At 74.2% G+C, this 23084-nt stretch carries 17 protein-coding genes and 8 pseudogenes; 11 read left to right on the plus strand and 14 right to left on the minus strand.

Going from position 1 to position 23084, the window contains the following annotated elements; genetic code table 11:
* Window positions 1-278: 278 nt before the first annotated feature.
* The 5 genes and pseudogenes from rho to moaC all read left to right on the plus strand — a co-directional run bounded on the left by rho (window position 279) and on the right by moaC (window position 4864).
* The gene (rho, locus tag DA06_RS18925) at window positions 279-1940 is read left to right on the plus strand and encodes a transcription termination factor Rho (RefSeq protein ID WP_418605737.1); all 1662 of its coding nucleotides are present in this window, start codon (window positions 279-281) and stop codon (window positions 1938-1940) included.
* A 180-nt stretch (window positions 1941-2120) separates the two neighbouring features.
* Window positions 2121-2333, plus strand: a complete 213-nt coding sequence (gene rpmE / locus DA06_RS18930) for a 50S ribosomal protein L31 (RefSeq protein WP_043503093.1) — start codon at window positions 2121-2123, stop codon at window positions 2331-2333.
* Window positions 2334-2453: 120 nt separating this feature from the next.
* A pseudogene (gene prfA, locus DA06_RS18935) lies at window positions 2454-3552 on the plus strand (peptide chain release factor 1).
* 115 nt (window positions 3553-3667) lie between these two features.
* Window positions 3668-4387, plus strand: coding sequence for a molybdopterin molybdotransferase MoeA (locus tag DA06_RS18940; RefSeq protein WP_418608093.1), 720 nt, complete (start codon window positions 3668-3670; stop codon window positions 4385-4387).
* A 5-nt stretch (window positions 4388-4392) separates the two neighbouring features.
* Window positions 4393-4864: pseudogene (gene moaC / locus DA06_RS18945) on the plus strand (cyclic pyranopterin monophosphate synthase MoaC).
* 83 nt (window positions 4865-4947) lie between these two features.
* Here the strand turns inward: moaC and DA06_RS18950 are convergent.
* The 7 genes and pseudogenes from DA06_RS18950 to DA06_RS18980 form a co-directional block, all read right to left on the minus strand.
* Window positions 4948-6135: pseudogene (locus DA06_RS18950) on the minus strand (transcription-repair coupling factor); the annotation flags it as partial.
* A gap of 129 nt (window positions 6136-6264) precedes the next feature.
* Window positions 6265-6492, minus strand: a complete 228-nt coding sequence (locus DA06_RS18955; RefSeq protein WP_418605738.1) for an ATP-binding cassette domain-containing protein — start codon at window positions 6490-6492, stop codon at window positions 6265-6267.
* Between the two features lie 94 nt (window positions 6493-6586).
* Window positions 6587-6823, minus strand: a complete 237-nt coding sequence (locus DA06_RS18960) for a hypothetical protein (RefSeq protein WP_418605739.1) — start codon at window positions 6821-6823, stop codon at window positions 6587-6589.
* 78 nt (window positions 6824-6901) lie between these two features.
* Window positions 6902-7417, minus strand: a complete 516-nt coding sequence (locus DA06_RS18965; RefSeq protein ID WP_418608095.1) for an RNA polymerase sigma factor — start codon at window positions 7415-7417, stop codon at window positions 6902-6904.
* Window positions 7314-7559, minus strand: a pseudogene (locus DA06_RS18970) (hypothetical protein); the annotation flags it as partial. The gene DA06_RS18965 and the pseudogene DA06_RS18970, both read right to left, overlap by 104 nt.
* Window positions 7516-7923, minus strand: coding sequence for a class F sortase (locus DA06_RS18975; protein ID WP_043503112.1), 408 nt, complete (start codon window positions 7921-7923; stop codon window positions 7516-7518). The gene DA06_RS18975 and the pseudogene DA06_RS18970, both read right to left, overlap by 44 nt.
* A 383-nt stretch (window positions 7924-8306) precedes the next feature.
* Window positions 8307-9512: pseudogene (locus tag DA06_RS18980) on the minus strand (glycoside hydrolase family 3 protein); the annotation flags it as partial.
* Here DA06_RS18980 and DA06_RS18985 point away from each other — a divergent pair.
* On the plus strand, window positions 9511-10455 hold the full coding sequence (locus tag DA06_RS18985) for a Maf family protein (RefSeq protein ID WP_418605740.1): 945 nt from the start codon (window positions 9511-9513) through the stop codon (window positions 10453-10455). The pseudogene DA06_RS18980 and the gene DA06_RS18985 sit on opposite strands and share 2 nt — an antisense overlap.
* A gap of 66 nt (window positions 10456-10521) precedes the next feature.
* Here the strand turns inward: DA06_RS18985 and DA06_RS18990 are convergent, their stop codons facing one another.
* On the minus strand, window positions 10522-11232 hold the full coding sequence (locus DA06_RS18990) for a uracil-DNA glycosylase (RefSeq protein WP_418605741.1): 711 nt from the start codon (window positions 11230-11232) through the stop codon (window positions 10522-10524).
* 409 nt (window positions 11233-11641) lie between these two features.
* Between DA06_RS18990 and DA06_RS18995 the strand changes: the two are divergent.
* From DA06_RS18995 to DA06_RS19005, 3 genes and pseudogenes are all read left to right on the plus strand, one after another.
* A pseudogene (locus DA06_RS18995) lies at window positions 11642-13487 on the plus strand (biotin carboxylase N-terminal domain-containing protein).
* A 261-nt stretch (window positions 13488-13748) separates the two neighbouring features.
* On the plus strand, window positions 13749-14423 hold the full coding sequence (locus DA06_RS19000; RefSeq protein ID WP_418605742.1) for an NUDIX domain-containing protein: 675 nt from the start codon (window positions 13749-13751) through the stop codon (window positions 14421-14423).
* A 328-nt stretch (window positions 14424-14751) separates the two neighbouring features.
* Window positions 14752-15105: pseudogene (locus DA06_RS19005) on the plus strand (ABC transporter transmembrane domain-containing protein); the annotation flags it as partial.
* A gap of 46 nt (window positions 15106-15151) precedes the next feature.
* Here DA06_RS19005 and DA06_RS19010 read toward each other — a convergent pair.
* The 5 genes and pseudogenes from DA06_RS19010 to DA06_RS19030 all read right to left on the minus strand — a co-directional run bounded on the left by DA06_RS19010 (window position 15152) and on the right by DA06_RS19030 (window position 19924).
* On the minus strand, window positions 15152-16078 hold the full coding sequence (locus DA06_RS19010; RefSeq protein ID WP_418608096.1) for a zinc-dependent metalloprotease: 927 nt from the start codon (window positions 16076-16078) through the stop codon (window positions 15152-15154).
* A gap of 258 nt (window positions 16079-16336) precedes the next feature.
* Window positions 16337-16855, minus strand: a complete 519-nt coding sequence (locus DA06_RS19015; protein WP_418605743.1) for a D-alanyl-D-alanine carboxypeptidase — start codon at window positions 16853-16855, stop codon at window positions 16337-16339.
* 128 nt (window positions 16856-16983) lie between these two features.
* Window positions 16984-18600, minus strand: a pseudogene (locus DA06_RS19020) (SLC13 family permease); the annotation flags it as partial.
* 150 nt (window positions 18601-18750) lie between these two features.
* Window positions 18751-18948 carry a hypothetical protein gene (locus DA06_RS19025; protein WP_418605744.1) on the minus strand — a complete coding sequence of 66 codons (198 nt, stop codon included), beginning with the start codon at window positions 18946-18948 and terminating at the stop codon, window positions 18751-18753.
* A gap of 64 nt (window positions 18949-19012) precedes the next feature.
* Window positions 19013-19924: a phosphoribosylaminoimidazolesuccinocarboxamide synthase gene (locus DA06_RS19030; RefSeq protein WP_052436977.1), complete on the minus strand. Its 912-nt coding sequence runs from the start codon at window positions 19922-19924 to the stop codon at window positions 19013-19015.
* Here DA06_RS19030 and DA06_RS19035 point away from each other — a divergent pair.
* A complete protein-coding gene (locus tag DA06_RS19035) occupies window positions 19923-20126 on the plus strand; it encodes a hypothetical protein (RefSeq protein ID WP_052436978.1) in 204 nt (67 codons plus the stop codon). The genes DA06_RS19030 and DA06_RS19035 overlap by 2 nt on opposite strands.
* Before the next feature lie 114 nt (window positions 20127-20240).
* A complete protein-coding gene (gene gndA, locus DA06_RS19040) occupies window positions 20241-21695 on the plus strand; it encodes an NADP-dependent phosphogluconate dehydrogenase (RefSeq protein ID WP_043503133.1) in 1455 nt (484 codons plus the stop codon).
* Window positions 21696-21799: 104 nt separating this feature from the next.
* On the opposite strand, the gene purD is transcribed toward gndA, so the two are convergent.
* Window positions 21800-23077, minus strand: a complete 1278-nt coding sequence (purD, locus tag DA06_RS19045) for a phosphoribosylamine--glycine ligase (RefSeq protein WP_418608098.1) — start codon at window positions 23075-23077, stop codon at window positions 21800-21802.
* Window positions 23078-23084 lie beyond the last annotated feature (7 nt).

Here is a 23084-nt window from a genome sequence, read left to right on the forward strand (position 1 = left end):
GTCTTCTCCGATTCGGTGCGGTGGTGGTCCGGAAGGCTTGGCAAGAACGTTACGGACGGCCGTTCCACCGTTCGGTGACAGCTTGTGCCCGCCTGATCCACAGCTCGGTAACGGTTTTGCGGACGGTCTCGGTTCGCGTGAGCTACCTTGGGCGAGACGAGGCGAGGGGGGCCGGAAAGGGCAGATCGTGGCTGACAAGGTTGACGACGGGTACCCGCCCGAGGCTGGTACCCGGACCCGGAGGACTCCTCCTACCTGCGCCGGTGGGACGGTGCCGCGTGGACGGACGAGCGTGTCCCCGCCGCGCGCGGACGCCGCCGGCTGCGCGTCCACGACGACGCCGCGTCCGCCGCTCCCGCCTCCACGGGCCTCGTTCCCGCCTCCGCCGGAGGACATCCCGACGCGCCCGCACCGACGCACCGCGACCTCGACGCCGAGCTCGCGCGGCGTCAGGCAAGGAGGCTCTCAGGCGCGAGCTCGCCGACCGCGCCGGCCGTCCGGAGCAGGGCGGGGAGAGCGAGGAGGAGCGTGCGCGCCGGGCCCTGGACGCGCTCGGCGAGGCCGCCGCCCGCCGTCGTGGCCGTCAGGGGGACGGCGAGCAGGACCAGCAGTCCGCCGGCCAGCAGGGGAGCCGCAACCGCCGGGACGAGGACGAGCACGGCTCCTCGCGCTCGCGCCGCCGCAACCGCGACCGCAACCGCGACCGTGACCGCAAGCGCCGCGGCCGCGGCAACGACTTCGCCTTCGACGAGCCCGTCGAGGTCGGCGAGGACGACGTCCTGCTGCCCGTCGCCGGCATCCTCGACGTCCTGGACAACTACGCCTTCGTGCGGACCTCCGGGTACCTGCCGGGTCCCAACGACGTCTACGTGACGCTCGGGCAGGTCAAGAAGAACGCGCTGCGCCGCGGCGACGCGATCACCGGTGCCGTGCGCCAGCCCCGCGAGGGCGAGCAGCAGTCCGGCCAGCGGCAGAAGTTCAACGCCCTCGTCCGCCTGGACACGGTCAACGGCATGAGCGTCGAGCAGTCGCGCAAGCGCCCGGACTTCAGCAAGCTCACCCCGCTGTACCCGCAGGAGCAGCTGCGCCTGGAGACGACCCCGAAGGCGATCACGCCGCGCGTCATCGACCTCGTGTCGCCCATCGGCAAGGGCCAGCGCGGGCTCATCGTGGCCCCGCCCAAGGCCGGCAAGACGATCATCATGCAGCAGATCGCCAACGCCATCGCCGTGAACAACCCGAACGTCCACCTCATGGTGGTGCTCGTCGACGAGCGCCCCGAGGAGGTCACGGACATGGAGCGGATGGTCAAGGGCGAGGTCATCGCCTCCACCTTCGACCGGCCCGCCTCGGACCACACGATCGTCGCCGAGCTCGCGATCGAGCGGGCCAAGCGGCTCGTCGAGCTGGGCCAGGACGTCGTGGTGCTCCTCGACTCCCTGACCCGCCTCTCGCGCGCCTACAACCTCGCCGCGCCCGCCTCGGGCCGCATCCTCTCCGGCGGTGTCGACGCCTCGGCGCTGTACCCGCCGAAGAAGTTCTTCGGCGCCGCCCGCAACATCGAGAACGGCGGCTCCCTGACGATCCTCGCGTCCGCGCTGGTGGAGACCGGGTCGAAGATGGACGAGGTCATCTTCGAGGAGTTCAAGGGCACCGGGAACATGGAGCTGCGGCTCTCGCGCCAGCTGGCGGACAAGCGGATCTTCCCGGCAGTCGACGTCAACGCCTCCGGCACCCGGCGCGAGGAGCTGCTCATGGCGCCGGAGGAGCTCAAGATCGTCTGGAAGCTGCGCCGCGTCATGGGCGCGCTCGACCAGCAGCAGGCGATCGACCTGCTCCTGGGCAAGCTGCGGGAGACCGCGTCGAACGCGGAGTTCCTCATGACCGTGCAGAAGACGACGCCGACGCCCACGCACGAGCCCGAGCTCGCCATCCGCTGACGCGGAGACGTCGCTCACATCTGCGGGCCGTCCGCCCAGGCGGGAACAGGGCGGACGCCCGCGGCGTTGACAACAAGGTTCCGGCCGTCAGGTGCGGTCTGGCACAATATCTCGTCGGCCTCCGGTTCACGGACGCGTCCCTCGCGCCCGACCCGGGGCACTCACGAACCTAGGAGAGACATGAAGCAGGGCATCCACCCCGAGTACGTGACCACCACCGTCACGTGCACGTGCGGCAACACCTTCACCACCCGCAGCACCGCCACGTCCGGCGAGATCCACGCCGACGTGTGCAGCGCCTGCCACCCCTTCTACACCGGCAAGCAGAAGATCCTCGACACCGGTGGCCGTGTGGCCCGCTTCGAGGCCCGCTACGGCAAGCGCAGCAAGTAGCGACCCGACCGGCGCCGGCGGTGACGCCGCGGACACGATCCGCGGCTCCCCGCCGGCGTCGTCGTACGTAGCACCGCAGATCGTCCGCAGTCCCGGGGGGCGGACCACCGAGGGAGAGGCATGAGCGAGGACCTCGCGGCCGTCGAGCCGCTGCTGGCCGAGCACGCCGAGATCGAACGTGCGCTGGCGGACCCGTCCGTCCACGCCGACGCCGGACGTGCCCGCACGCTGGGGCGCCGCTACGCCGAGCTCGGGCGCATCGTGCACGCCTACCGCGCGTGGCGGGGGCGCCGAGGGGGACCTGACGGCGGGCCGCGAGCTGGCCGAGGCCGACGAGGCCTTCGCGGAGGAGCTTCCCGCGCTCGAGGCCGCCCGCGACGAGGCGGCCGAGGAGCTGCGCCGCGTGCTCGTCCCCACCGATCCCGACGACGCCCGCGACGTCATCCTGGAGGTCAAGGCGGGCGAGGGCGGGGAGGAGTCCGCGCTCTTCGCCGGGGACCTGCTGCGCATGTACCTGCGCTTCGCCGAGCGGCAGGGCTGGTCCGCCCAGGTCATCGGCGCGACCGAGTCCGACCTCGGCGGCTACAAGGACGTCTCCGTGGCCATCAAGACCAAGGGCGTGCCGCAGGACCCGTCGGAGGGCGTGTGGGCCCACCTGAAGTACGAGGGCGGCGTGCACCGCGTCCAGCGCGTGCCGGTCACCGAGTCCCAGGGCCGCATCCACACCTCGGCGGCCGGCGTGCTCGTGCTGCCCGAGGTGGACGACCCGGGCGAGGTCGAGATCGACCCGAACGACCTGCGCATCGACGTCTACCGCTCCTCCGGCCCGGGCGGGCAGTCCGTCAACACCACCGACTCCGCCGTGCGCATCACGCACGTGCCCACCGGCATCGTCGTGTCCATGCAGAACGAGAAGTCCCAGCTGCAGAACCGGGAGCAGGCGATGCGCGTGCTGCGCGCCCGGCTCCTGGCCGCCCGGCAGGAAGAGGCCGAGGCCGCCGCCTCCGAGCAGCGCCGATCCCAGGTCCGCACCGTGGACCGCTCCGAGCGCATCCGGACGTACAACTTCCCCGAGAACCGCATCGCCGACCACCGCACCGGCTACAAGGCCTACAACCTCGACCACGTGCTCGACGGCGACCTCGGTCCGGTCATCGCCTCCGCCGTCGAGATGGACGAGGCGGCCCGGCTGGCCGCGGCGGCCGCGGGCCGCGGGTGAGCGCGACGCCCGTCGTCGTCCCCCGCCGGGGATCGAGCTGCGCCCCCGCGACCTCTCGACCGCCGCGTCCACCGGTCACGGCAGCCTCCCGGTCCACCCGCGGGTGCGCCTCGGCGTGCTCTCCACCGGGTCGGAGCTCGTCGAGCCCGGCGCGCCGCTGGCCCACGGGCAGATCCCGGACTCGAACTCCACCATGGTGGCGGCGCTGGCCGAGACGCTCGGCGTGACCGCCGTGCCCCTCGGGGCGGTCGACGACGACGCGGACGCGCTGCGCCGTCGCCTCCAGGACAGCCTGGCCCGGGTCGACGCGATCGTGACGACCGGCGGCGTCAGCGCGGGGGCGTACGACGTGGTCAAGGAGGTCCTCGCACCGCTCGGCCAGGTCGCCTTCACCACGGTGGCCATGCAGCCGGGCAAGCCGCAGGGCTTCGGGGTTCTCCACGAGGACGGCCGCGGCGTGCCGACCTTCTGCCTGCCGGGCAACCCGGTCAGCGTCTTCGTCAGCTTCATGGTGTTCGTCGAGCCCGCGCTGCGGGTCATGGCGGGCCGCGGGACGACGGCCGCGCCCCAGACCCTCCAGCCGGTCCTGGTCGACGCCGTGGCCGCCGAGGGCTGGCGGTGCCCGCCGGGACGCCGCCAGTACATGCCCGTGGTCCTGGACGACCGTCCCGACGACGACGGCGGACCGTACCTTCTCGCCCGCCCCGCCTCCTCCGGGGGATCCGGGTCGCACCTGGTGGCGTCGCTGGCGGAGGCGGACGCCCTCGCGATCGTCGACGCGGAGGTCGAGGCCGTGGCGGAGGGCGACGTCGTGACCGTCATGATGGTGCCGTGAGCGAGATCCGCCTGACCCACCTCGACGACGCCGGGCACGCCCGGATGGTCGACGTCACCGCCAAGCAGCCCACCGTCCGCGAGGCCGTCGCCACCGGCGAGGTCCGGTGCTCCCCGACCGTGATGACGGCGCTGCGCGAGGGCACCGTCCCCAAGGGCGACGTGCTCGCCGTCGCCCGCATCGCGGGGATCGCCGCCGCCAAGCGCACCCCCGAGCTGCTCCCGCTGGCCCACACGATCGGCGTGCACGGGGCCGTGGTCGACCTCGAGCTGGCCGAGGACCGCGTGGTCGTCACCGCCACGGTCCGCACCGCCGACCGCACCGGGGGTGGAGATGGAGGCCCTCACCGCCGTGTCGGTGGCGGCGCTCGCGGTGGTGGACATGGTCAAGGGCGTCGACCGCTCGGCCGAGATCACCGGGGTGAAGGTGGTCGCCAAGTCCGGCGGCCGCTCCGGCGACTGGCGACGGCCGGACTGACGCGGATGGCGACGGCGGAGGGGCCGCACGCAGGGCCGGTCGGCCCGCGGACGGCCGCGGCGGACGCCGGCGCGTTCGACGCCGTCGTCCTCGCCGGCGGCACCGGGCGCCGGCTCGGCGTCGGACTCGGGACCGGCCAGCCCGGGGTCAGAGAGCTCGGCGTCGGTCGGCAGCGCGGAGAAGGACCACCAGCCGAGCCCGCGGGTCAGCGCGAGCGCGCGCGCCTCCGCCAGGTCGGCGAAGGACGCGGCCCGCAGGTCGAGCGGGGTCTTCCCGCCCTGCGCGGCGGAGGCCCACGCGGCGGCGAGGAACTCCTCCGTGGTGGCCACGAGGTCGTGGGCGCGGCGCCGGACCCGCTCCGGGTCCGACAGGACGACGAGCGCGTCACCCGGGACGAGGTCGAGCACCGGCTGCATGCCGTCGACGAGGACCGGCGCGAGGGACTCCATGCCCTCCACGGCGATGCCCTGGCTCATCCGCTCGAGCATGTCGGCGGCGCCGGGCAGGTCCTCCACCAGGCGGGCCGCGCGCTGCCGGACCTGCTCGGTCAGGAGCATCTCCCGGCACGGCGGTGCCCACAGGCCGTGCTCGGCGACCTCGAGCGAGCGCTGGTCCGCGACGGCGAACCAGCGGATCTCCTCGACCTCGTCGCCCCAGAACTCCAGCCGCATCGGGTGGTCCTCGGTGGGCGGGAAGACGTCGAGGATGCCGCCCCGCACGGCGAACTCCCCCCGCCGCTCGACCATGTCGACGCGGGTGTACGCGGCGGCTGCAAGGTCCGCGGCCACCTGCTCGAGGTCGGCCTCCTGGCCCACCGCGAGCGAGACCGGCGCGAGCTCGCCGAGCCCCTGCACGACCGGCTGCAGCAGGGCGCGCACGGGCATGACGAGAACCTTGATCTCGCCGGAGAGCCCGCCGTCGGCGGTGGGGTGCGCGAGGCGGCGCAGCACCGCCAGCCGCCGGGCCACGGTGTCGCTGCGGGGCGAGAGCCGCTCGTGCGGCAGGGTCTCCCAGGCGGGGAAGACTGCGACGTCGTCGTCGGCGAGGAAGTGACGCAGCGCGGCTGCGGCCTCGTCGGCCTCACGGCCGGTGGCGGTGACGACGACGAGCGGTCGGCCGGTGGCCGCCACCTCCGCGGCGAGTGGGGCCCGCACGCCCAGCGGCACGTTGACGTGCACCAGGGGCGGGAGGACGGGTTCGCCGGCCAGCCTGACGGCGTCGGCGATCGCCGGGTCGCGGCGCAGCAGCGGGAGAAGTCCGGTGAGCTTCATGGGTCCTTCGCGAGGGACGACGACGGAAGGCGCGCCGCGCGTCGTCGTCCCCGGACGGGCGGGGCACCGGCGGCGGCGTGGCAGCACGCGAGCCCCGCATCCGGGAGGAGACGGGGTCCGCCGGGAAGTCTACGTCGCGGCGGGCGACCCCGCTCGGGGCGCCGCACGGCCCGCCGCCCGGCGGCCGCGGTCGATCGCAGTCGGGAGACCGCTGGCCCGGCGGGTGATGCAGTTGAACGCGCTCGTCTTGCCCGCGCCGTTCGGGCCGATCACCGAGATGATCTCCCCGGCGTAGGCATCGAAGGTCAGCCCGTCGACCGCCTTGACCCCGCCGAACCGCAGCCTCAGGTCCCGCACGGACAGGAGCGGCTTCTCGTCCCCTTGCGCGCCCGGTACTCGGCCGCGCTGGCCGCCACGTCGACCCCCGCCCGGCTCCCCTGGTTCTCGACGCTCATGCCAGCTCCTCCGACCTGTCGATGTTCTCGACCGGCTCGTGGTGGTCCGTGAACCCCTCACGCGGCGAGCGACCCTTCTCGCGGAAGTGCAGGAACGGCAGCCCCTCCTCCGCAAGGCCGAGCTCGTCCGCGATGCGGTCCCAGACCTGCTCGGCGGCCGCTCGAGCCCGCCGGTCCCCGCCCCGCGCGCGGAGGAGGTCACCCGCCCGAGCGCCGCCACCTCCGCCCGGCACCGCTCGCAGCTCTCCAGGTGCGCCTGGGCCTGCGCGCCGACGTGCTCGCCGAGGGCGCGGAGGGCGATCGTCTCGTCGTCAAGATGCGACATCTGCCACCTCCAGCCTCCTGCGCAGCCGTCCCAGACTTCGCCTGATGTGTGACTTGACCGTGCCGAGCGGGAGCCCGACGCGCTCGGCGATCTCCACGTGCGTGAGCTCGTCGAAGAACGCCAGCCTCATGATCTCGCGCTGCGGCTCGCCCAGGCCGTCGATGGCGTGCGCGACCACGACCTGGTCGACCACCCGGGTCGGGTCGTCGGCCGGCGGGGCGACCTCCTCGGCCGTCCGCGAGGCCGCGTCCGCCGCGCGCAGCTCGCGCATCCTCCGTGCGTGCGCGTCGGCGACCGTGTTGCGGGTGATGCCGACGAGCCACGCCTGCAGCGGCGCCCGCGAGGGGTCGAACCCGGGCGCGCCCGCGCCAGGCGGCGACGAACACCTGCTGGGTGACGTCCTCGGCGTCGGCCACGGAGCCGAGCGAGCGCCTGGCGATCGTGTAGACGAGCGGCGAGTAGCGGTCGTACAGCGCGCGCACGGCCTCGGGCCGGCCCGCACGGAAGGCGGCCTCGAGCGCGGGGCGGGACTCGTCGTCGTCCACACGCACCTCCCGCGGCCGTGCCGCGGCCGGGGGACCGACCGCCGTGGTGGGGACGTTACCCATCGGCGGGCCTCGCCGACACCACAACGTTGTCGTCATAGCTCTGCCGGGCCTCGTCCCACCGCCCGCCGCAGGTGAACAGCACCAGCCGCGGGTCACCGTCGCGGCGGAAGTACCGCTCGAGGTCGATGACGTCCTTGTCGACGTTCTCCACCGAGGTGACCTCGTAGGCAAGCACGGCACCGTCCGCACGGGCGACGCGCACCACGTCGCCGGGACGGGCGTCCTTGAGGTCGTAGAAGGGGCCGCGCGGGGTGACGTAGGAGCCGGCGTGGGCCGCGACGACGGCGGTGCCCTCCTTCGCGCCGACGGTCGGGCCGAAGCGGTACCAGCCCGCCTCCAGGACGTCCGGGCGCACCTCCATCTGGCCGTCGTCGGCCACGCCGACCGGGACGACCGGCATGTCGATGCCGAGCGCGTCGTAGACGAGCCGCGTGGGCGGCTGGGACGCGGCGGGAGTCCGGCCGGCGTGCCGCGCGTCCTGCACGGGGGATCTGTGGAGCCTCCGGGGGCGGCGCCGGTCGGTGTGGGCGCGACCGACGCCGCCGTCTCGGGGCCAGCGCGCTGGCGTGCTGGTTGCCCTCGGCCGGGCCGGCGTGCTCGGGCGGGCCGGCGTGGCCGGGGGGCGCCGGAGCCGTCCTTCGGTCCGGCGTTCTCCGGCGGGCCGGCGTGCTGCGGGGCGCCGGCGTAGGACAGGCCGAACCCGAGCGGCAGGAGGATGCCCTCGCCGTCGGCGGTGGGAATGTCCACCGGGAGGCGGCCGGCCGGGTTGACGTCCCCGAGCAGCACGCGCACGGCGCCCTCGAAGTTGACGACGTTCCAGCCGTAGCTGTTGACCACGGCGTCGGCGTCGGGGAAGACGCTGATGTCGTACGGGTTGCGCGTGGCGATGACGATCACCGGCACTCCGGTGGCTGCCAGCTCGGCGACCATCTGCTGCTGGGCGGTGTTGGAGGTCGCGTTGTACGACGTGAAGACGATCGCGTCCACGTCGCCCTGCGAGGCCCGCTCCACCGCGCGGGCCCGGTAGGCGGCCGACGGCGAGGTGCCGTTCTCGTAGTCCTCGACCACGTCGATCCCGCGCCCGGCGAGCATCGGGCCCACCCGCTCGGGCCAGCCGGAGCCGGACCCGACGACCAGCACGGTCTCGTCGCCGGCCAGCGGCAGCGTGCGGCCCTCGTTGCGCAGCAGCGTGGTGCCGCGGTCCGCGATCGTCGCGGCGGTGGCGAGGTGGTCGGCGTTGCCGACGACGTCGTCGACGGCGTCGGGGTCGGCGAACGGGTTCTCGAGGATGCCGCGCTCCGCCTTCCAGGTGAGGATCCGTCGCACCGACTCCTCGAGCCGCTCCTCGGTGAGGACACCGTCGGCCACGGCCTGGCGCACGCCCGCGAAGGAGGCGTCGACGTCGGGCGAGTTCAGGAGGATGTCGGAACCGGCCTGGATCGTCATGACGGCGATCTCCTCCTGGCTCCAGTTGGCGGCCATCGCGGCCATGTCGAGGGCGTCGGTGGTGACGAGCCCGTCGAAGCCCATGTCCTCGCGGAGCAGACCGGTGAGGACGTCGTGGGAGAGGGTGCCGGGGAGCTCGGGGTCGATCGCCTCGACGATGATGTGCGCGGTCATGACCATGTCGACGCCCGCGTCGATCGCGGCCTGGAACGGCTGGAGGTGCTCGTCCAGGGTGGCGCGGTCGTAGGTGACGACGGGCAGGCCGTAGTGCGAGTCGACGTTGGTGTCGCCGTGGCCGGGGAAGTGCTTGGCCGTCGCGGCCACGTGCTCCTGCATGCCCTGGATCTGGGCGACGCCGAGCCTGCTGACGGTGTCCGGGTCCTCCCCCATGGACCGGATGCCGATGACCGGGTTGTCCGGGTTGGAGTTGAGGTCCAGCACTGGGGCGAAGTCGACGTTGACGCCCATGGCGCGCATCTCCTCGCCGAGGATCTGCCCCTGCTCGTGCGCGAGGTCGGCGTCGAAGGTCGCGCCGAGCGCCATGTTGCCCGGCAGGACGGTGGCGGGGGGGCCCGACCCGGGCGACGATCCCGCCCTCCTGGTCGATGGTGACGGCGAGCGGGATCCCGGGTCCGTCGTCGCCCAGGGCGGCCTCCTGGAGGCCGTTGGACAGGGCGGCGATCTGGCTGGGCTCCTTGGTGTTGCCGGACCAGGCGAAGTAGAGGACGCCGCCGAGGTCGTACTTCTCGACGACCTGGGCGGGGGTGTCGACGCCGTAGCGGGCCTGGTTGCTGGCCTTCATCGACGTGTCGTGGGCCGAGGAGCCGTAGACGTGCGTCCAGGTCATCTGGCCGATGAGCTCGTCGAGGGTCATGTCCGCGACGATCGCGTCGATCTCGGCGGCGGTGGGGGTGGCGGTCGGGGCCGCGACGGGCGTGGCCCGCGCGGCCGAGGAGGCCGCCGCCGCGGGGAGCGGCGAGCTCCCCGCCGCGGAGCAGGTGCTGCTCCTGGCGCGGGCGAAGGCGCGCGACGTGGTCGCCTCCGCCCCGGCGGCCGCGGAGGCGGACCTGGTGCTCGGCTGCGACTCCATGCTGGAGCTCGACGCACCGACGGCGCCGAGGTGGTGGGAAAGCCGGCCGACGCCGCCGACGCGGTGGCCCGGTGGCGCTCCATGCGCGGCCGCTCCGCGTGGCTGCACACCGGTCACTGGCTGGTGCGCGGGCAGCAGCAGGTGGGGGCGACGTCCTCCACGCTCGTGCACTTCGCGGACCTGTCCGACGCCGAGATCGACGCCTACGTCGCGACCGGCGAGCCGCTGCGGGTGGCGGGCGCCTTCACCGTCGACGGGCTGGGCGGCCCGTTCGTCACCGGCATCGAGGGCGACCACCACGGAGTCGTGGGCCTGAGCCTGCCGCTGCTGCGGGACCTGCTCGCCCGCGTGGGCGTGACCGTGCCGGACCTCTGGGCCTCCGCGAGCCGCCCCTGAGCCGGCTCGAGGTCCCCCGCCCGCGTGACCGTGGTGGGACTGACTGCCCGCACGAGGACGGCGCCCTCACAACCGGGCGATCACCGCGTCGAGCATCTCCTCGGTGAGCCGACCGGTGAAGGTGTTCTGCTGGCTGACGTGGTAGCTGCCGAGCAGCCGCACGGCCCGGCCGTCGCGGGCGCGCAGCACGGTCTCGGCCCCGTGCCCGAACCGCGGCCGAGGGCGGGGCACCGCCCAGCCGAGCCGGTGCGCCGCGGCAAGGGCGGCGTCCCAGCCGATGGCTCCGAGCGCCAGCATCGACTCCAGGCCGGGCGTCACCAGGTCGAGCTCCCGGTCGAGCCAGGTCCCGCAGGTGCGCCGCTCCTCGGGCGTGGGCCGGTTCGCCGGAGGCGCGCACCGCACGGCAGAGACGATCCGCAGGCCCGTCAACTCCAGGCCGTCCCCGGCCGCGACGCTGCCGGGCTGGTTCGCGTAGCCGGCTCGGTGCAGCGCCGCGTAGATCCAGTCGCCGCTGCGGTCACCCGTGAAGAGCCTGCCGGTGCGGTTGGTGCCGTTGGCGGCCGGGGCGAGGCCGACGACGAGCACCCGCGGCCGCCGGTCGCCGAACCCCGGTCCGGGCCTGCCCCAGTAGGGCTGGTCCGCGAAGGAGGCGCGCCGCCCGGTCCGCGCGACGTCCTCGCGCCAGGTGACGAGCCTCGGACAGGCCCGGCAGACGGAGACGAGCGCGTCGACGTCGGCGACGTCGCTCGCGGACGCGGCGAGGGCGGCGACGTCCACGGCCGAGGTGGCGACCGGCGTCGCCGGAGTGGCGGGGTCACCGGGCCAGCCGCTCCCCCGGCGGCACCGGGGGAGGCGAAGAGCCGGCCGGTGACGGGGTGCGGGAGGGGTGCGGCGGCGTCGGGCACGTCAGTCATCATGGCGGCGCCGACGGCGCAGGACCAGCGCGGGGCGACGGAGGCACCGCGCGATGCCGGTCGGCGCGCGCGTTTGTACCCCTGCTACAACCGGGTGGCGCATGATCCGCGTCACACCGCCCCCAGTTGTGGGAAGAGGACAAACGCCGTTCGGCACGGTTGAAGGGATGGACAGACTTGGCCCCCGCCGTCGGGTCGGAGTGTGACCGAGCCTCGGCGCGCGGCTAACGTGGTGCGGTCAGTCCTCCACCTCTCCACCACGGGAGCGCCCCATGCCGAGCACCTCCATCCTGCCGGGCCCGCATCGCCCGCTGCGGAAGGTGCTCATCGCCAACCGCGGCGAGATCGCGGTCCGGGTGGCCCGGGCCTGCGCCGACGCCGGCGTCGCCACGGTCGGGGTGTACGCGGACCCGGACCGCGACGCGCTCCACGTGAAGCTGGCGGACGAGGCCTTCGCCCTCGGTGGCATGCGCGCCGCGGAGACGTACCTGGACGCGGGCAAGATCCTCGACGTCGCGCGCCGCTCCGGCGCGGACGCCGTCCACCCGGGATACGGCTTCCTCTCCGAGAACGCCGACTTCGCCCGCGCGGTGCTCGACGCGGGCCTCGTCTGGATCGGCCCGCCGCCCGCGGCGATCGAGGCGCTGGGCGACAAGGTCACCGCCCGCCACATCGCCCAGCGGGTCGGCGCACCGCTGGTGCCGGGCACGGCCGACCCGGTGGCGGACGCGGCCGAGGTCCTCGCCTTCGCCGACGCCCACGGGCTGCCGGTCGCGATCAAGGCCGCCTACGGCGGCGGCGGCCGCGGCCTGAAGGTCGCCCGCACCCGCGAGGAGATCCCCGAGCTGTTCGACTCCGCCGTCCGCGAGGCCACCGCGGCGTTCGGCCGCGGGGAGTGCTTCGTCGAGCGGTTCCTCGACCGGCCCCGCCACGTCGAGACCCAGTGCCTGGCCGACGCCGCCGGCAACGTCGTCGTGGTCTCCACGCGCGACTGCTCGCTGCAGCGTCGGCACCAGAAGCTCGTCGAGGAGGCCCCGGCACCGTTCCTCACCGCCGAGCAGGAGCGCCAGCTCGTCGAGGCGTCGCGGGCGATCCTGCAGGAGGCCGGCTACGTCGGTGCGGGCACCTGCGAGTTCCTCGTCGGCGTCGACGGGACGATCTCCTTCCTCGAGGTCAACACGCGCCTGCAGGTCGAGCACCCGGTGAGCGAGGAGATCACCGGGATCGACCTCGTGCGTGAGCAGCTGCGCCTCGCCGCCGGCGAGGAGCTCGGCTACGACTCCGTCGCCCCGCGCGGCCACTCCATCGAGCTGCGCATCAACGGCGAGGACCCGGCGTCCGGGTTCATGCCGGCCCCCGGGACGATCGCGTCCCTGACGTGGCCGTCCGGGCCGGGCGTGCGCGTCGACTCCGGCGTCGTGGGCGGCGACTCCGTCTCGGGCGCGTTCGACTCGATGCTCGCCAAGATCATCGTCACCGGCGCCACCCGCGCCCAGGCCATCGAGCGGGCGCGGCGCGCGCTGCGCGAGACCGAGATCGTCGGGCTGCCCACCGTTCTGCCCTTCCACCGGTCGGTGCTCGCCGAGCCCGACTTCGTCGCCGACGGCGGGGCCGAGACGTTCCGCGTGCACACCACCTGGATCGAGACGGACTACGCCGACAAGCTGCGGGCGCTGCCGTCCTCCCGGCCGGAGACCCCGCCGCCGGCCCCCCGAGCCGGCCGAGGCCGAGCCCACCGAGCGGGTGGTCGTCGAGGTGGGCGGCAAGCGCCTCGAGGTCGTCCTGCCGGCCGGCCTCGGCATCTCCGGCGGGCTGCGCGGCTCCTCCCGGCGGCCCGTGCGCCGCTCGTCGGGCCGTACGACGGCGTCCGCCGGCAGCAACGGCGCGGCCCTCACCTCGCCCATGCAGGGCACGATCGTGAAGGTCGCCGTGGCCGACGGCGAGATCGTCGAGGCCGGCGACCTCGTCGTCGTGCTGGAGGCCATGAAGATGGAGCAGCCGCTGGTGGCCCATCGCGGCGGGCGCGTGCACGGCATGGCTGCGGCGGTCGGGCAGAACGTCGCCACCGGCGCGGTGATCTGCCAGATCGATCCCATGGAGGACGCTTCGGCGAACTGACGCCGGCGCGCACCGGGGCGGCCGGGACCCGACGAGCGCGACGCCCTTACGCCCGCGCGGGGCACGGGCGGAAGGGTCCAGGGCTCCCCGGCCTGCGCGAGGGTCCCCCGGCAGCTCCGCGGCGACGACACGCTTCAGGTCGATGCGCCAGTCCCCCGCGGCTGCCCCGACGACAGTCACGAACGGCCGGACCGGTCGGTCGGTCGGTCGGTCGGTCGGTCGGTCGGTCGGTCGGTCGCAGCGTGTGCGAGGCTGACGCGTGTGACACCGCCCGCCCACCGGCCCCCACCCGACGCCCGCACCCACCGCCAGCGCGGCGACGGCTGGGTGGAGTGCGGGTGCGGGGACCGCCACTGGGGGCTCAACGGAGCGGCCGGCCTCCTGCTGTGGCGAGCGGGGCCGGCAGGGGTCGAGGTCGTCCTGCAGCACCGCGCCCTGTGGTCCCACCACGGCGGCACCTGGGGCCTGCCCGGCGGGGCGATCACCGACGGCGAGAGCGCGCGGGCAGGCGCCGTCCGCGAGGCCGTGGAGGAGGCCAGGATCACGGCGGCGGCCGTACGGCTGCGGGCGGACCGTGCCCTGACCCATCCCGACTGGAGCTACACGACCGTGCTCGCCGAGGCCGTCGCCCCCGTCGCGCCAGCCGTCACCGACCCGGAGAGTCTGGAGGTGCGCTGGGCCGGGCTGGAGGAGCTGGACGGCCTGGCCCTGCTGCCCGCCTTCGCGGACGCCCTGCCCGAGCTTCGGGCCATGCTGCGCCGTCTCGTCCTGGTGGTCGACGCCGCGAACGTCGTCGGGTCGCGTCCCGACGGCTGGTGGGCCGACCGCCGCGGCGCCACCAGGCGGTTGCGCGACCACCTCGCCACGCTCGCCCGCGAGGGCCTGGCCGCGTCCGCGCCTCCGGGTGGCTGCTCGGCCGCATCACCGACGACGTGATCGCCCCCGCGCTGACCGCCCGCGAGGTCGACGCGGGGGCGGCTGTGGGGCGCCGGCGCGGTGCTGCTGCTCGTCGGGCTCGTCACCGCGGGCAGCGTCGCGCTGCGCCGCATCTACGGCGGCTGGTCGTCCTTCGAGATCCAGGCGGCCCACAGGCTGCGCGTGACCCGGCAGTACCTGCGGCTGCCGGTGAGCTGGCACCGCCGCCACCCCACCGGACAGCTGCTGTCCAACGCGAACGCCGACGCCGAGGCCGCCGCCGGGGGTGTTCTTTCCGCTGGCCTTCGCGGTCGGCGTGGTCGTGATGATGGTGGTCGCCGCCGTCGCGATGTTCCTCGCCGACCCGTTCCTCGGTCTGATCGGCGTGACGGTGCTGCCGCTCGTGGTCGCGGCCAACGCGATCTTCCGGCGGCGCATGACGCCGGCGGCCACGCACTCCCAGCGGCTGCGCGCGAAGGTCTCCGACGTCGCCCACGAGAGCTTCGAGGCGGCCCTCCTCGTCAAGAGCCTCGGCACGGCCGACGTCGAGCAGACCCGCTTCGGCGCCGCCACGGACGAGCTGCGCGCGGCCAACGTCACCATGGGGCGCATCCGCTCCGTGTTCGACCCGGTCATCGAGCTGCTGCCGTCGGCGGCCACCCTGGCCGTCATCGCCGTCGGTGCGCTGCAGGTGCGGGCCGGCGACGCGCAGACCGGCGACGTCGTCACCGTCGCCTACCTGCTCACCGTCATGACGATGCCCATCCGTGCGATCGGCTTCGTCCTCGGCGAGCTGCCACGCTCCCTCGTCGGGCACGAGCGCATCGCCCGGGTCGTCGACGCCACCGGCGCCCTGCCCGCCGGCGACCGGCCGCTGGCCGCGCCGGGTCGGCGACCTCGGCGGCGGTGGGCAGCAGGTCCGGCGCCGTCCACACCGCGTTGAGCCCCGCGTGCCCCACCTTCTCGACGGCGGCGCGCACGAACCGGGCGCCGTTGCGGTACTGGGCGACCTTCGCGTCCATCCCGAGCAGCCGGCGGAGCATGACGTCGAGGGTCGAGGTGCCGTCGCGGCGCTTCTCGAACGCGGCGCGGATCCGGCGCACCGACGGCAGCCGGGCGGGCCCCACCGCGTCCATGACGACGTCGGCGTGCCCCTCGAGCAGGCTCATCACGGCGACGATCTCCCCCATCGCCTCCCGTTCCTCGGGGTCGAGGAACGCGTCGACGAGCGGGCCCCCGAGCTCGGAGACCGGGTTCTCCCCGGCGCCGACGGCGGAGGTCAGCGTCTCGACGACGGCGCGGACGGCCCGGGAGAGCCGCTCGGAGCCGTCGGTGGTCGTGGTGACGCCGCCGACGAGGTCGCGCATCCGTCCGGCCAGGTGGTCGACGAGCCACGGCGCCGCGGCGAACTGCACGGCGTGGGTCTGCTCGTGCAGGCACACCCACAGCCGGAAGTCCATCGCGTCGAGGTTGAGCTCACGCTCGACCTTGAGGACGTTGGGGGCCACGAGCAGGAGCCGGCCCGCCGCGCCGTCTGACGGGGTGAAGGGGTCGAACTGGCCGAGGACCTTCGGCGAGAGGAGGGCGAGCATGACGCCCATCTCCTCCCCGGCGACCCGCGCCGAGCCGGGGACCTTGGGCGCCGGCAGGAGCCCGTCGGTGAGGTGCGCGAACATCTCCACGTTCGCCTGGGCCCACCGGGGGGCGGTCCACGACGTACACGGGGGGTGGCCGCGACCTTGGCGGCGGCGCGGTGGAGGCCCGTGATGTCACCGACGTGGCCGGGCGCCTCGGACGCGGCGGAGCGCAGCACCTGGATGAGGGCGCGCAGCTCGGCCCGGGTGCCGCGGGGGGCCGGGGGCGCGACAGGCTCCCGCGCGGCGCACGGCCACCTGCCAGTCGACGGCGCTGCTCATGGGGGCCACGGTATCCGCTCAGGAGCACCCGCACGCCGCGAGGGAGGAGACCCAGGAGTCGACGGCGATCCGGGCCTGGCCGGCCGTGCCGACCTCCAGGTCGGAGGCGAGCAGCGAGAAGAGCAGCGGGCGGCCGTCTGCGGTGGTCACGCTGCCGGTCAGGGAGACCGCCCGCACGAGCGTGCCCGTCTTGGCGCGCACGTGCCCGGCGGCCTCGCCGGACAGCCGGCCGGACAGGGTGCCGTCCAGCCCGCCGACGGGCAGGCCGGGGACCAGCCCGTGCAGCGAGGGGTGGGACGGGTCGGAGGACAGGCGCAGCACGTCCGTCAGGACCGCCGGCGGCACGGACGTGCCGGTGCTCAGCCCGGAGGAGTCGGCCATGGTGACGCCGGTGACGTCCACGCCGAGCTCGGCCAGCTGCCCGCGCACCGCCGAGGTGCCGCCGGGGAAGTCGGGCTCCTGGCCCCGTTCGACCGCCACCAGCCGGGCGAGCACCTCGGCGACGGAGTTGTCGGAGGCCTTGAGCATGTGACGCACGACGGCGCTGAGCGGTGCGGAGCCGACCTCGGCGAGGGGCTCGGCGTCGGCGGCGGCGGCGCGTGCCCGGCCCGCGCCCGGCTACCCCCAGCCCGAGCACCGCCCCCCATCGTCATGACGCCGGCGACGATGAGGATGATGCCGATGACGTCGAAGACGATGCCGGAGCGGACCATCTTCATGATCGGGACCATGCCGGTGCCGTAGACGATGGCGTTCGGCGGCGTGGAGACCGGGAGCATGAACCCGAACGACGCCCCGAAGATCGCCGCGACCGCCGGGATGACGGGGTTGACGCCGGCGGCCTCGGCGAGCGGGATGACGATGGGCACCACCACGCCGACGCTGGCGGTGTTCGAGGTGGTCTCGCTGATGATGACGGCGATGACAGTGGCGAGCAGCGTGAGGCCGAGCAGCGAGCTCACGCCGAGGAGGTCGCTCAGGGCGCCGCCCATCGTCTCGGCGAGCCCGGTCGACCCCAGCAGGCTGCCGAGGGTGATGCCGGCCCCGAAGAGAAGGATGGTGCCCCAGTCGATCTTCGCGGCGTCGTTCCAGCTGATGGTGAACTGGCGGCGCGAGAAGTCGATGGGAAGCAGGAACAGCAGGCTCGCCGCGACCACCGCCACGGCGCCCTCGTTCAGCCGCGCGGTCACGTTCTCGTAGAACTCCCCCTCCCCGCCCGTGAAGAGAGCGATGACACCGGGCGTCACCCACAGCGCGACGGCGACGGCGAACGCGATGAGGGTGTTGCGCCCGCCGCGGCCCATCGGCCCGAGCTGCTCCCGCTCGAGGCGCACGTACTCGTTCACGCCCGAGATGCGCTTGACCTCCGGCCGGTTGAGGGCGACCAGGATGACGCACAGCGCGACGAACATCAGCAGCACGATCGGGAAGGCGAGCACCATCCAGGTGAAGAAGGGGATGGTCTCTCCCGTCGCCTCCTCGATCAGCCCGCGACCGATGAGGTTCGGCGGGCTCCCCACCGGGGTGAGCAGGCCGCCGACGCTCGCGCCGTAGGCGACCATGAGCATCAGGGCGGTGGCGAAGCGCAGGCGGCGCGGGTCGACCTCCTTCCCCGACTCGGAGGACATGACGCCGGTGATGAAGGTGACGATGCCGACGCCGATGGGCATCATCATGGCCGCCGTCGCCGTGTTGGACACGAAGGCGCTGAGCAGGGCGGTGATCGCGCCGAACGCGATGATGATCCTTACGGCCGAGCTGCCCACGCCGGGCAGGCTCAGCACGCCGAACGCGAAGCGGCGGTCGAGGCCGTGCTTGCGCATGGACTCGGCGATGATGAACCCGCCGACGAACACGAACAGCGTGGAGTTGCCGAAGAGGGCGAACACCTCGTCGGCGGGAGCGACCTGGAAGATCACCACCACCGACATCGCGAGGATCGCCGTCACCGGGATAGGGATGGCCTCGGTGATCCAGTAGATGATGACGAAGGTGAGGATCCCGGCCAGCCGCTGGGCCGGCTCGTCGAGGGTCCCGGCGGCGAGGTAGACGGCGATCCCGGCGAGCGGACCGACGAACAGGCCGGCCGTGCGGCGCATCCGTTCCAGCCTCTGCTCGGCGGGACTGAGGATCTCCTGCACCTCGTCGAACGTGCGGTACGTCCCGCCGACCCGTTCGGTGGTGGTGGCCCCGGGCCGCGCCGGCACCTCACCCGCGGGCTCCGTGGCGGTGGCGGGCGGGCGGTGCTCGCTCCCCGGCCCGCCGTGGCTCCTGTCAGACATGCTCTCGCTCCTTCGCGACGGGCAGACCTCGAGAACCTCATCATGCGGCGGGACCACACGGCGGGCATCTCGGGCCGGGCGACGGCCCAGCTCCCGCCGGCCCGTCACCGCTGGTCACGGTCGTCGCGACGCCCGCCGACCACCCGATCGTCACGCGGCACCCGCCGTACGCAGCACCCCACGCACCAGCGTCCCTACCGCGCCGACGGAGACGACGACGACGCGGCTCCGTCGGCCCGGGCGCGCCGGGCGTCGTCGCGACCCGCAGGCCGCCAGCACCAGGACGCCGGCCAGGACCAGAGCGGCGGTCCGCAGGGGCGGGCCGCCGCGCACCGTTCGTCGTCCCATACCTGCTCCTTCCCCGTGCAGACGGCTCCGGGCACACGGCCCCGTGCGGGCGCGCCGCGCGGGCTCAGCCCGTGAAGCTCGTCCCGGTCAGGCGTTCGTAGGCCTCGACGTACCGGTCGCGGGTCCGCCCGACGACGTCTCCGGGCAGCGGGGGCGGCGGCACGTCGCCGCCACGGTCCCAGCCCGCCGCGGGCGAGGTGAGCCAGTCGCGGACGAACTGCTTGTCGTAGCTGGCCTGGGACCGCCCCGGTTCCCACTCGTCCGCGGGCCAGAACCGGGAGGAGTCGGGGGTGAGGACCTCGTCACCGAGCACGACGTCGCCCTCCCCGGGCACGGGCGAGGCGCCGAACTCGAGCTTGGTGTCCGCGATGATGATGCCCCGCTCCGCGGCGACGCCCGCGGCCCGCGCGTAGACCTCCAGGGTGCGCTCGCGAAGCCGCTCGGCGAGCCCCTGCCCCACCCGGGACGCCACCTCCTCGAACGTGATGTTCTCGTCGTGCTCGCCCACCTCGGCCTTGGCGGCCGGGGTGAACAGCGGCTCCGGCAGCCGGTCGCCGTCACGCAGCCCGGCGGGCAGCGGCAGGCCGGTGACGGCGGAGGTCTCCCGGTACTCCTGCAGACCCGAGCCGGTGAGGTAGCCCCGGACGACGCACTCGACCGGGTACATCCGCAGCCGGCGGCACACCATCGCCCGGCCGGCCACCTCGTGCGGGACGTCCGTGGAGACCACGTGGTTGGGAACGACGTCCGCGAGCTGGTCGAACCACCACAGGCTCAGGGCGGTGAGGATCTTGCCCTTGTCCGGGATCGTCGTGGGCAGCACGTGGTCGTAGGCGCTGATCCGGTCCGACGCCACGACGAGCACGACGTCGCCGTCAGGCGACCCCCCGTCGGGGACGTAGAGGTCACGGACCTTGCCGGAGTACGTGTGCGTCCAGCCCTCGAGGCGAGGTGCGGAGCTGCCGGGGGTGCTCATGGTCACCATCCTCCCAGGGCGCCGGCGCACCCGCGCACGCCGTCTCCCGGCCGACGTGACCTACGCGCGCGTCGACCTCGTGGAGGTCGACGGCGAGCCCTCCGTGATGGAGCTCGAGCTCGTCGAGCCGGAGCTGTTCCTCGGCCACTCCCCGGACGCCGTCGACCGCTTCGCCGACCACCTGCTCGAGCTGCACGGCTGAGGCGCCGGGGGGCGCCGACAACATCCGGCACGGTGCGGTGGACGGCACCGGGACCGCGTACCGTTCCGAGGGCAACGCGCGACGCGCGCCACGGCAACAGGAGGAAACACGCAAATGGCATCGGAGAAGCCCGTCGGCACCGCCGACATCGGTGTGACCGGACTGGCGGTCATGGGCTCCAACCTCGCCCGCAACTTCGCCCGCCACGGCCACAAGGTGGCGGTGCACAACCGCTCCTGGGCCAAGACGGAGAAGCTCGTCACCGAGCACGGCGAGGACGGGGTCTTCATCCCGTCGGAGTCGGTCGAGGACTTCGTGGCCTCGCTCTCCAGGCCGCGCGTCGCGGTCATCATGGTCAAGGCGGGCCCGGGGACCGATGCAGTCATCGACCAGCTCGCCGAGCACATGGAGCCCGGCGACATCATCGTCGACGCCGGCAACGCCCACTTCCCCGACACGATCCGCCGCGAGAACGCCCTGCGCGAGAAGGGCCTGCACTTCGTCGGCTCGGGGGTCTCCGGCGGCGAGGAGGGCGCGCTGAACGGGCCGTCCATCATGCCCGGCGGCACCAGGGAGTCCTACGACCGCCTCGGCCCGATGCTCGAGGACATCTCCGCCAAGGTCGACGGCGTGCCCTGCTGCACCTACGTCGGGCCCGACGGCGCCGGCCACTTCGTCAAGATGGTCCACAACGGCATCGAGTACGCGGACATGCAGCTCATCGCAGAGGCCTACGACCTGCTGCGGCAGGGCCTCGGCGCGTCGGCCGCCGAGATCGGCAAGATCTTCGAGGAGTGGAACTCCGGCGACCTCGAGTCCTTCCTCATCGAGATCTCCGCGGAGGTGCTGGGGCACACCGACCCGCAGACCGGCAGGGCGTTCGTCGACGTCGTGCTCGACCGCGCCGAGCAGAAGGGCACCGGCCGCTGGACCGTGCAGAACGCCCTCGACCTGGGGGTGCCGGTGACCGGCATCGCCGAGGCCACGTTCGCCCGCGCACTGTCCGGCTCCGTGCCGCAGCGCGAGGCCGCCCGCGGCGTCCTGCCGGCCCACTCCGGCAGCTGGGACGTGCAGGACCGCGACGCGTTCGTCGAGGACGTGCGCCTGGCGCTCTACGCCTCCAAGGTCGTCGCCTACTCCCAGGGCTTCGACCAGATCACCGCGGCCTCGGAGGAGAACGGCTGGGGCATCGACCGCGGCGCCATGGCCCGCATCTGGCGCGGCGGCTGCATCATCCGCGCCCGCTTCCTCAACCGGATCACGGAGGCGTACGAGCGCACGCCCGACCTGCCGCTGCTGCTGGCCGACCCGTACTTCACCGACGCGGTGGGCAACGGCGTGGCGGCGTGGCGCCGGATCGTCTCCCAGGCCGCGCTCAACGGGGTCCCGACGCCCGTGTTCGCCTCGTCGCTGAGCTACTACGACGCGCTGCGCGCCGAGCGCCTGCCGGCCGCCCTGATCCAGGGCCAGCGCGACTACTTCGGCGCCCACACCTACCAGCGCGTCGACGCCGAGGGCGTGTACCACACGCTGTGGTCGGGCGACCGCTCGGAGGAGAAGCAGTCCTGACCCGGGCTCCACGCCCAGGGCTCACGGCCCACGCACGACGGCGGCCGGTCACCTCTGAAGGTGACCGGCCGCCGTCGTCAGCGCCTCGGCGAAGGCTCTCGCCGTCAGCGCCCCGCCGCGATGTCGGTGCGGTGCTGGGAGCCCGGCAGGTCGATCCGAGCCACGCCGGCGTAGGCGGTCTCCCTGGCGGCCGCAAGGTCCGGCCCGACGCCGACCACGCTCAGCACCCGGCCGCCCGCGCTCACGAGCGTGCCGTCGCCGTCGCGCGCTGTTCCCGCGTGCAGCACGTGGACGCCGTCGAGCTCCTCGGCCTCGTCCACGCCGGAGATCGGGTCACCCTTGCGGACCTGGCCCGGGTACCCGTGGGCAGCGACGACGACGGTCACGGCCGCGTCGTCGCTCCACCGCGGCGGCTCGATCTCGCCGAGCCTTCCGGTGGCGGCGGCGTGGAGCAGCTCCCCGAGCGGGGACTCCAGCCGGGCCAGGACGACCTGGGTCTCCGGGTCGCCGAACCGGACGTTGAACTCCACCACCCGCAGCCCCCGGGAGGTCAGCGCGAGCCCGCAGTAGAGCAGGCCGGTGAAGGGCGTGCCGCGGCGGGCCATCTCGCGCACCACCGGCCGCGCGACCCGCTCGAGCACCTGCTCGGTGAGGTCCTCCGGCGCCCACGGGAGGGGCGAGTAGGCGCCCATGCCGCCAGTGTTCGGGCCGGCGTCGCCGTCGGCGAGGCGCTTGTAGTCCTGCGCCGGCTCGAGCGGGACCACGTCGGTGCCGTCGGAGAGGCAGAACAGGGAGATCTCGGGGCCGTCGAGGAACTCCTCGACGACGACGGCCGGCTCGCCGTCCGTGGCGGCGTCGCCGTCGGTCTTGGCGAGGCAGGCGCGGGCGTGGGCGAGGGCGGCGTCGCGGTCCTCGGTCACGACGACGCCCTTGCCGGCCGCCAGGCCGTCGTCCTTGATGACGTACGGCGGCCCGAAGGCGTCCACCGCCTCGGCGACCTGCTCCATCGTGGTGCAGACGTGGGCCATGGCCGTCGGCACCTCCGCCGCGGCCATGACCTCCTTGGCGAAGGCCTTCGAGCCCTCGAGCCGCGCGGCCGCCCGGCCGGGGCCGAAGCACGGGACGCCGGCCTCGCGCACGACGTCGACCACCCCGGCCACCAGCGGCGCCTCGGGCCCGACGTCGCTCAGGGGCAGTCGCTCCGGTCGGCCGGTGCTCCCGGCCCCACCAGCTCGGCGGCACGTGCGCGCCCGAGGTTCCACCCGAGCAGGTCGTCCGGCCGCGGGTCCCCGCCGGAGGGCAGGGCGCACCGCTGCAGCTCCTCGGGGAGCCCGGCCACGACGGCGGGGACGGCGTCGGGCCCCAGCGACGACAGGTACCAGGTGTCGA

The organism is Georgenia sp. SUBG003 (assembly GCF_000715355.2).
Classification (GTDB): Bacteria; Actinomycetota; Actinomycetes; order Actinomycetales; family Actinomycetaceae; genus Georgenia.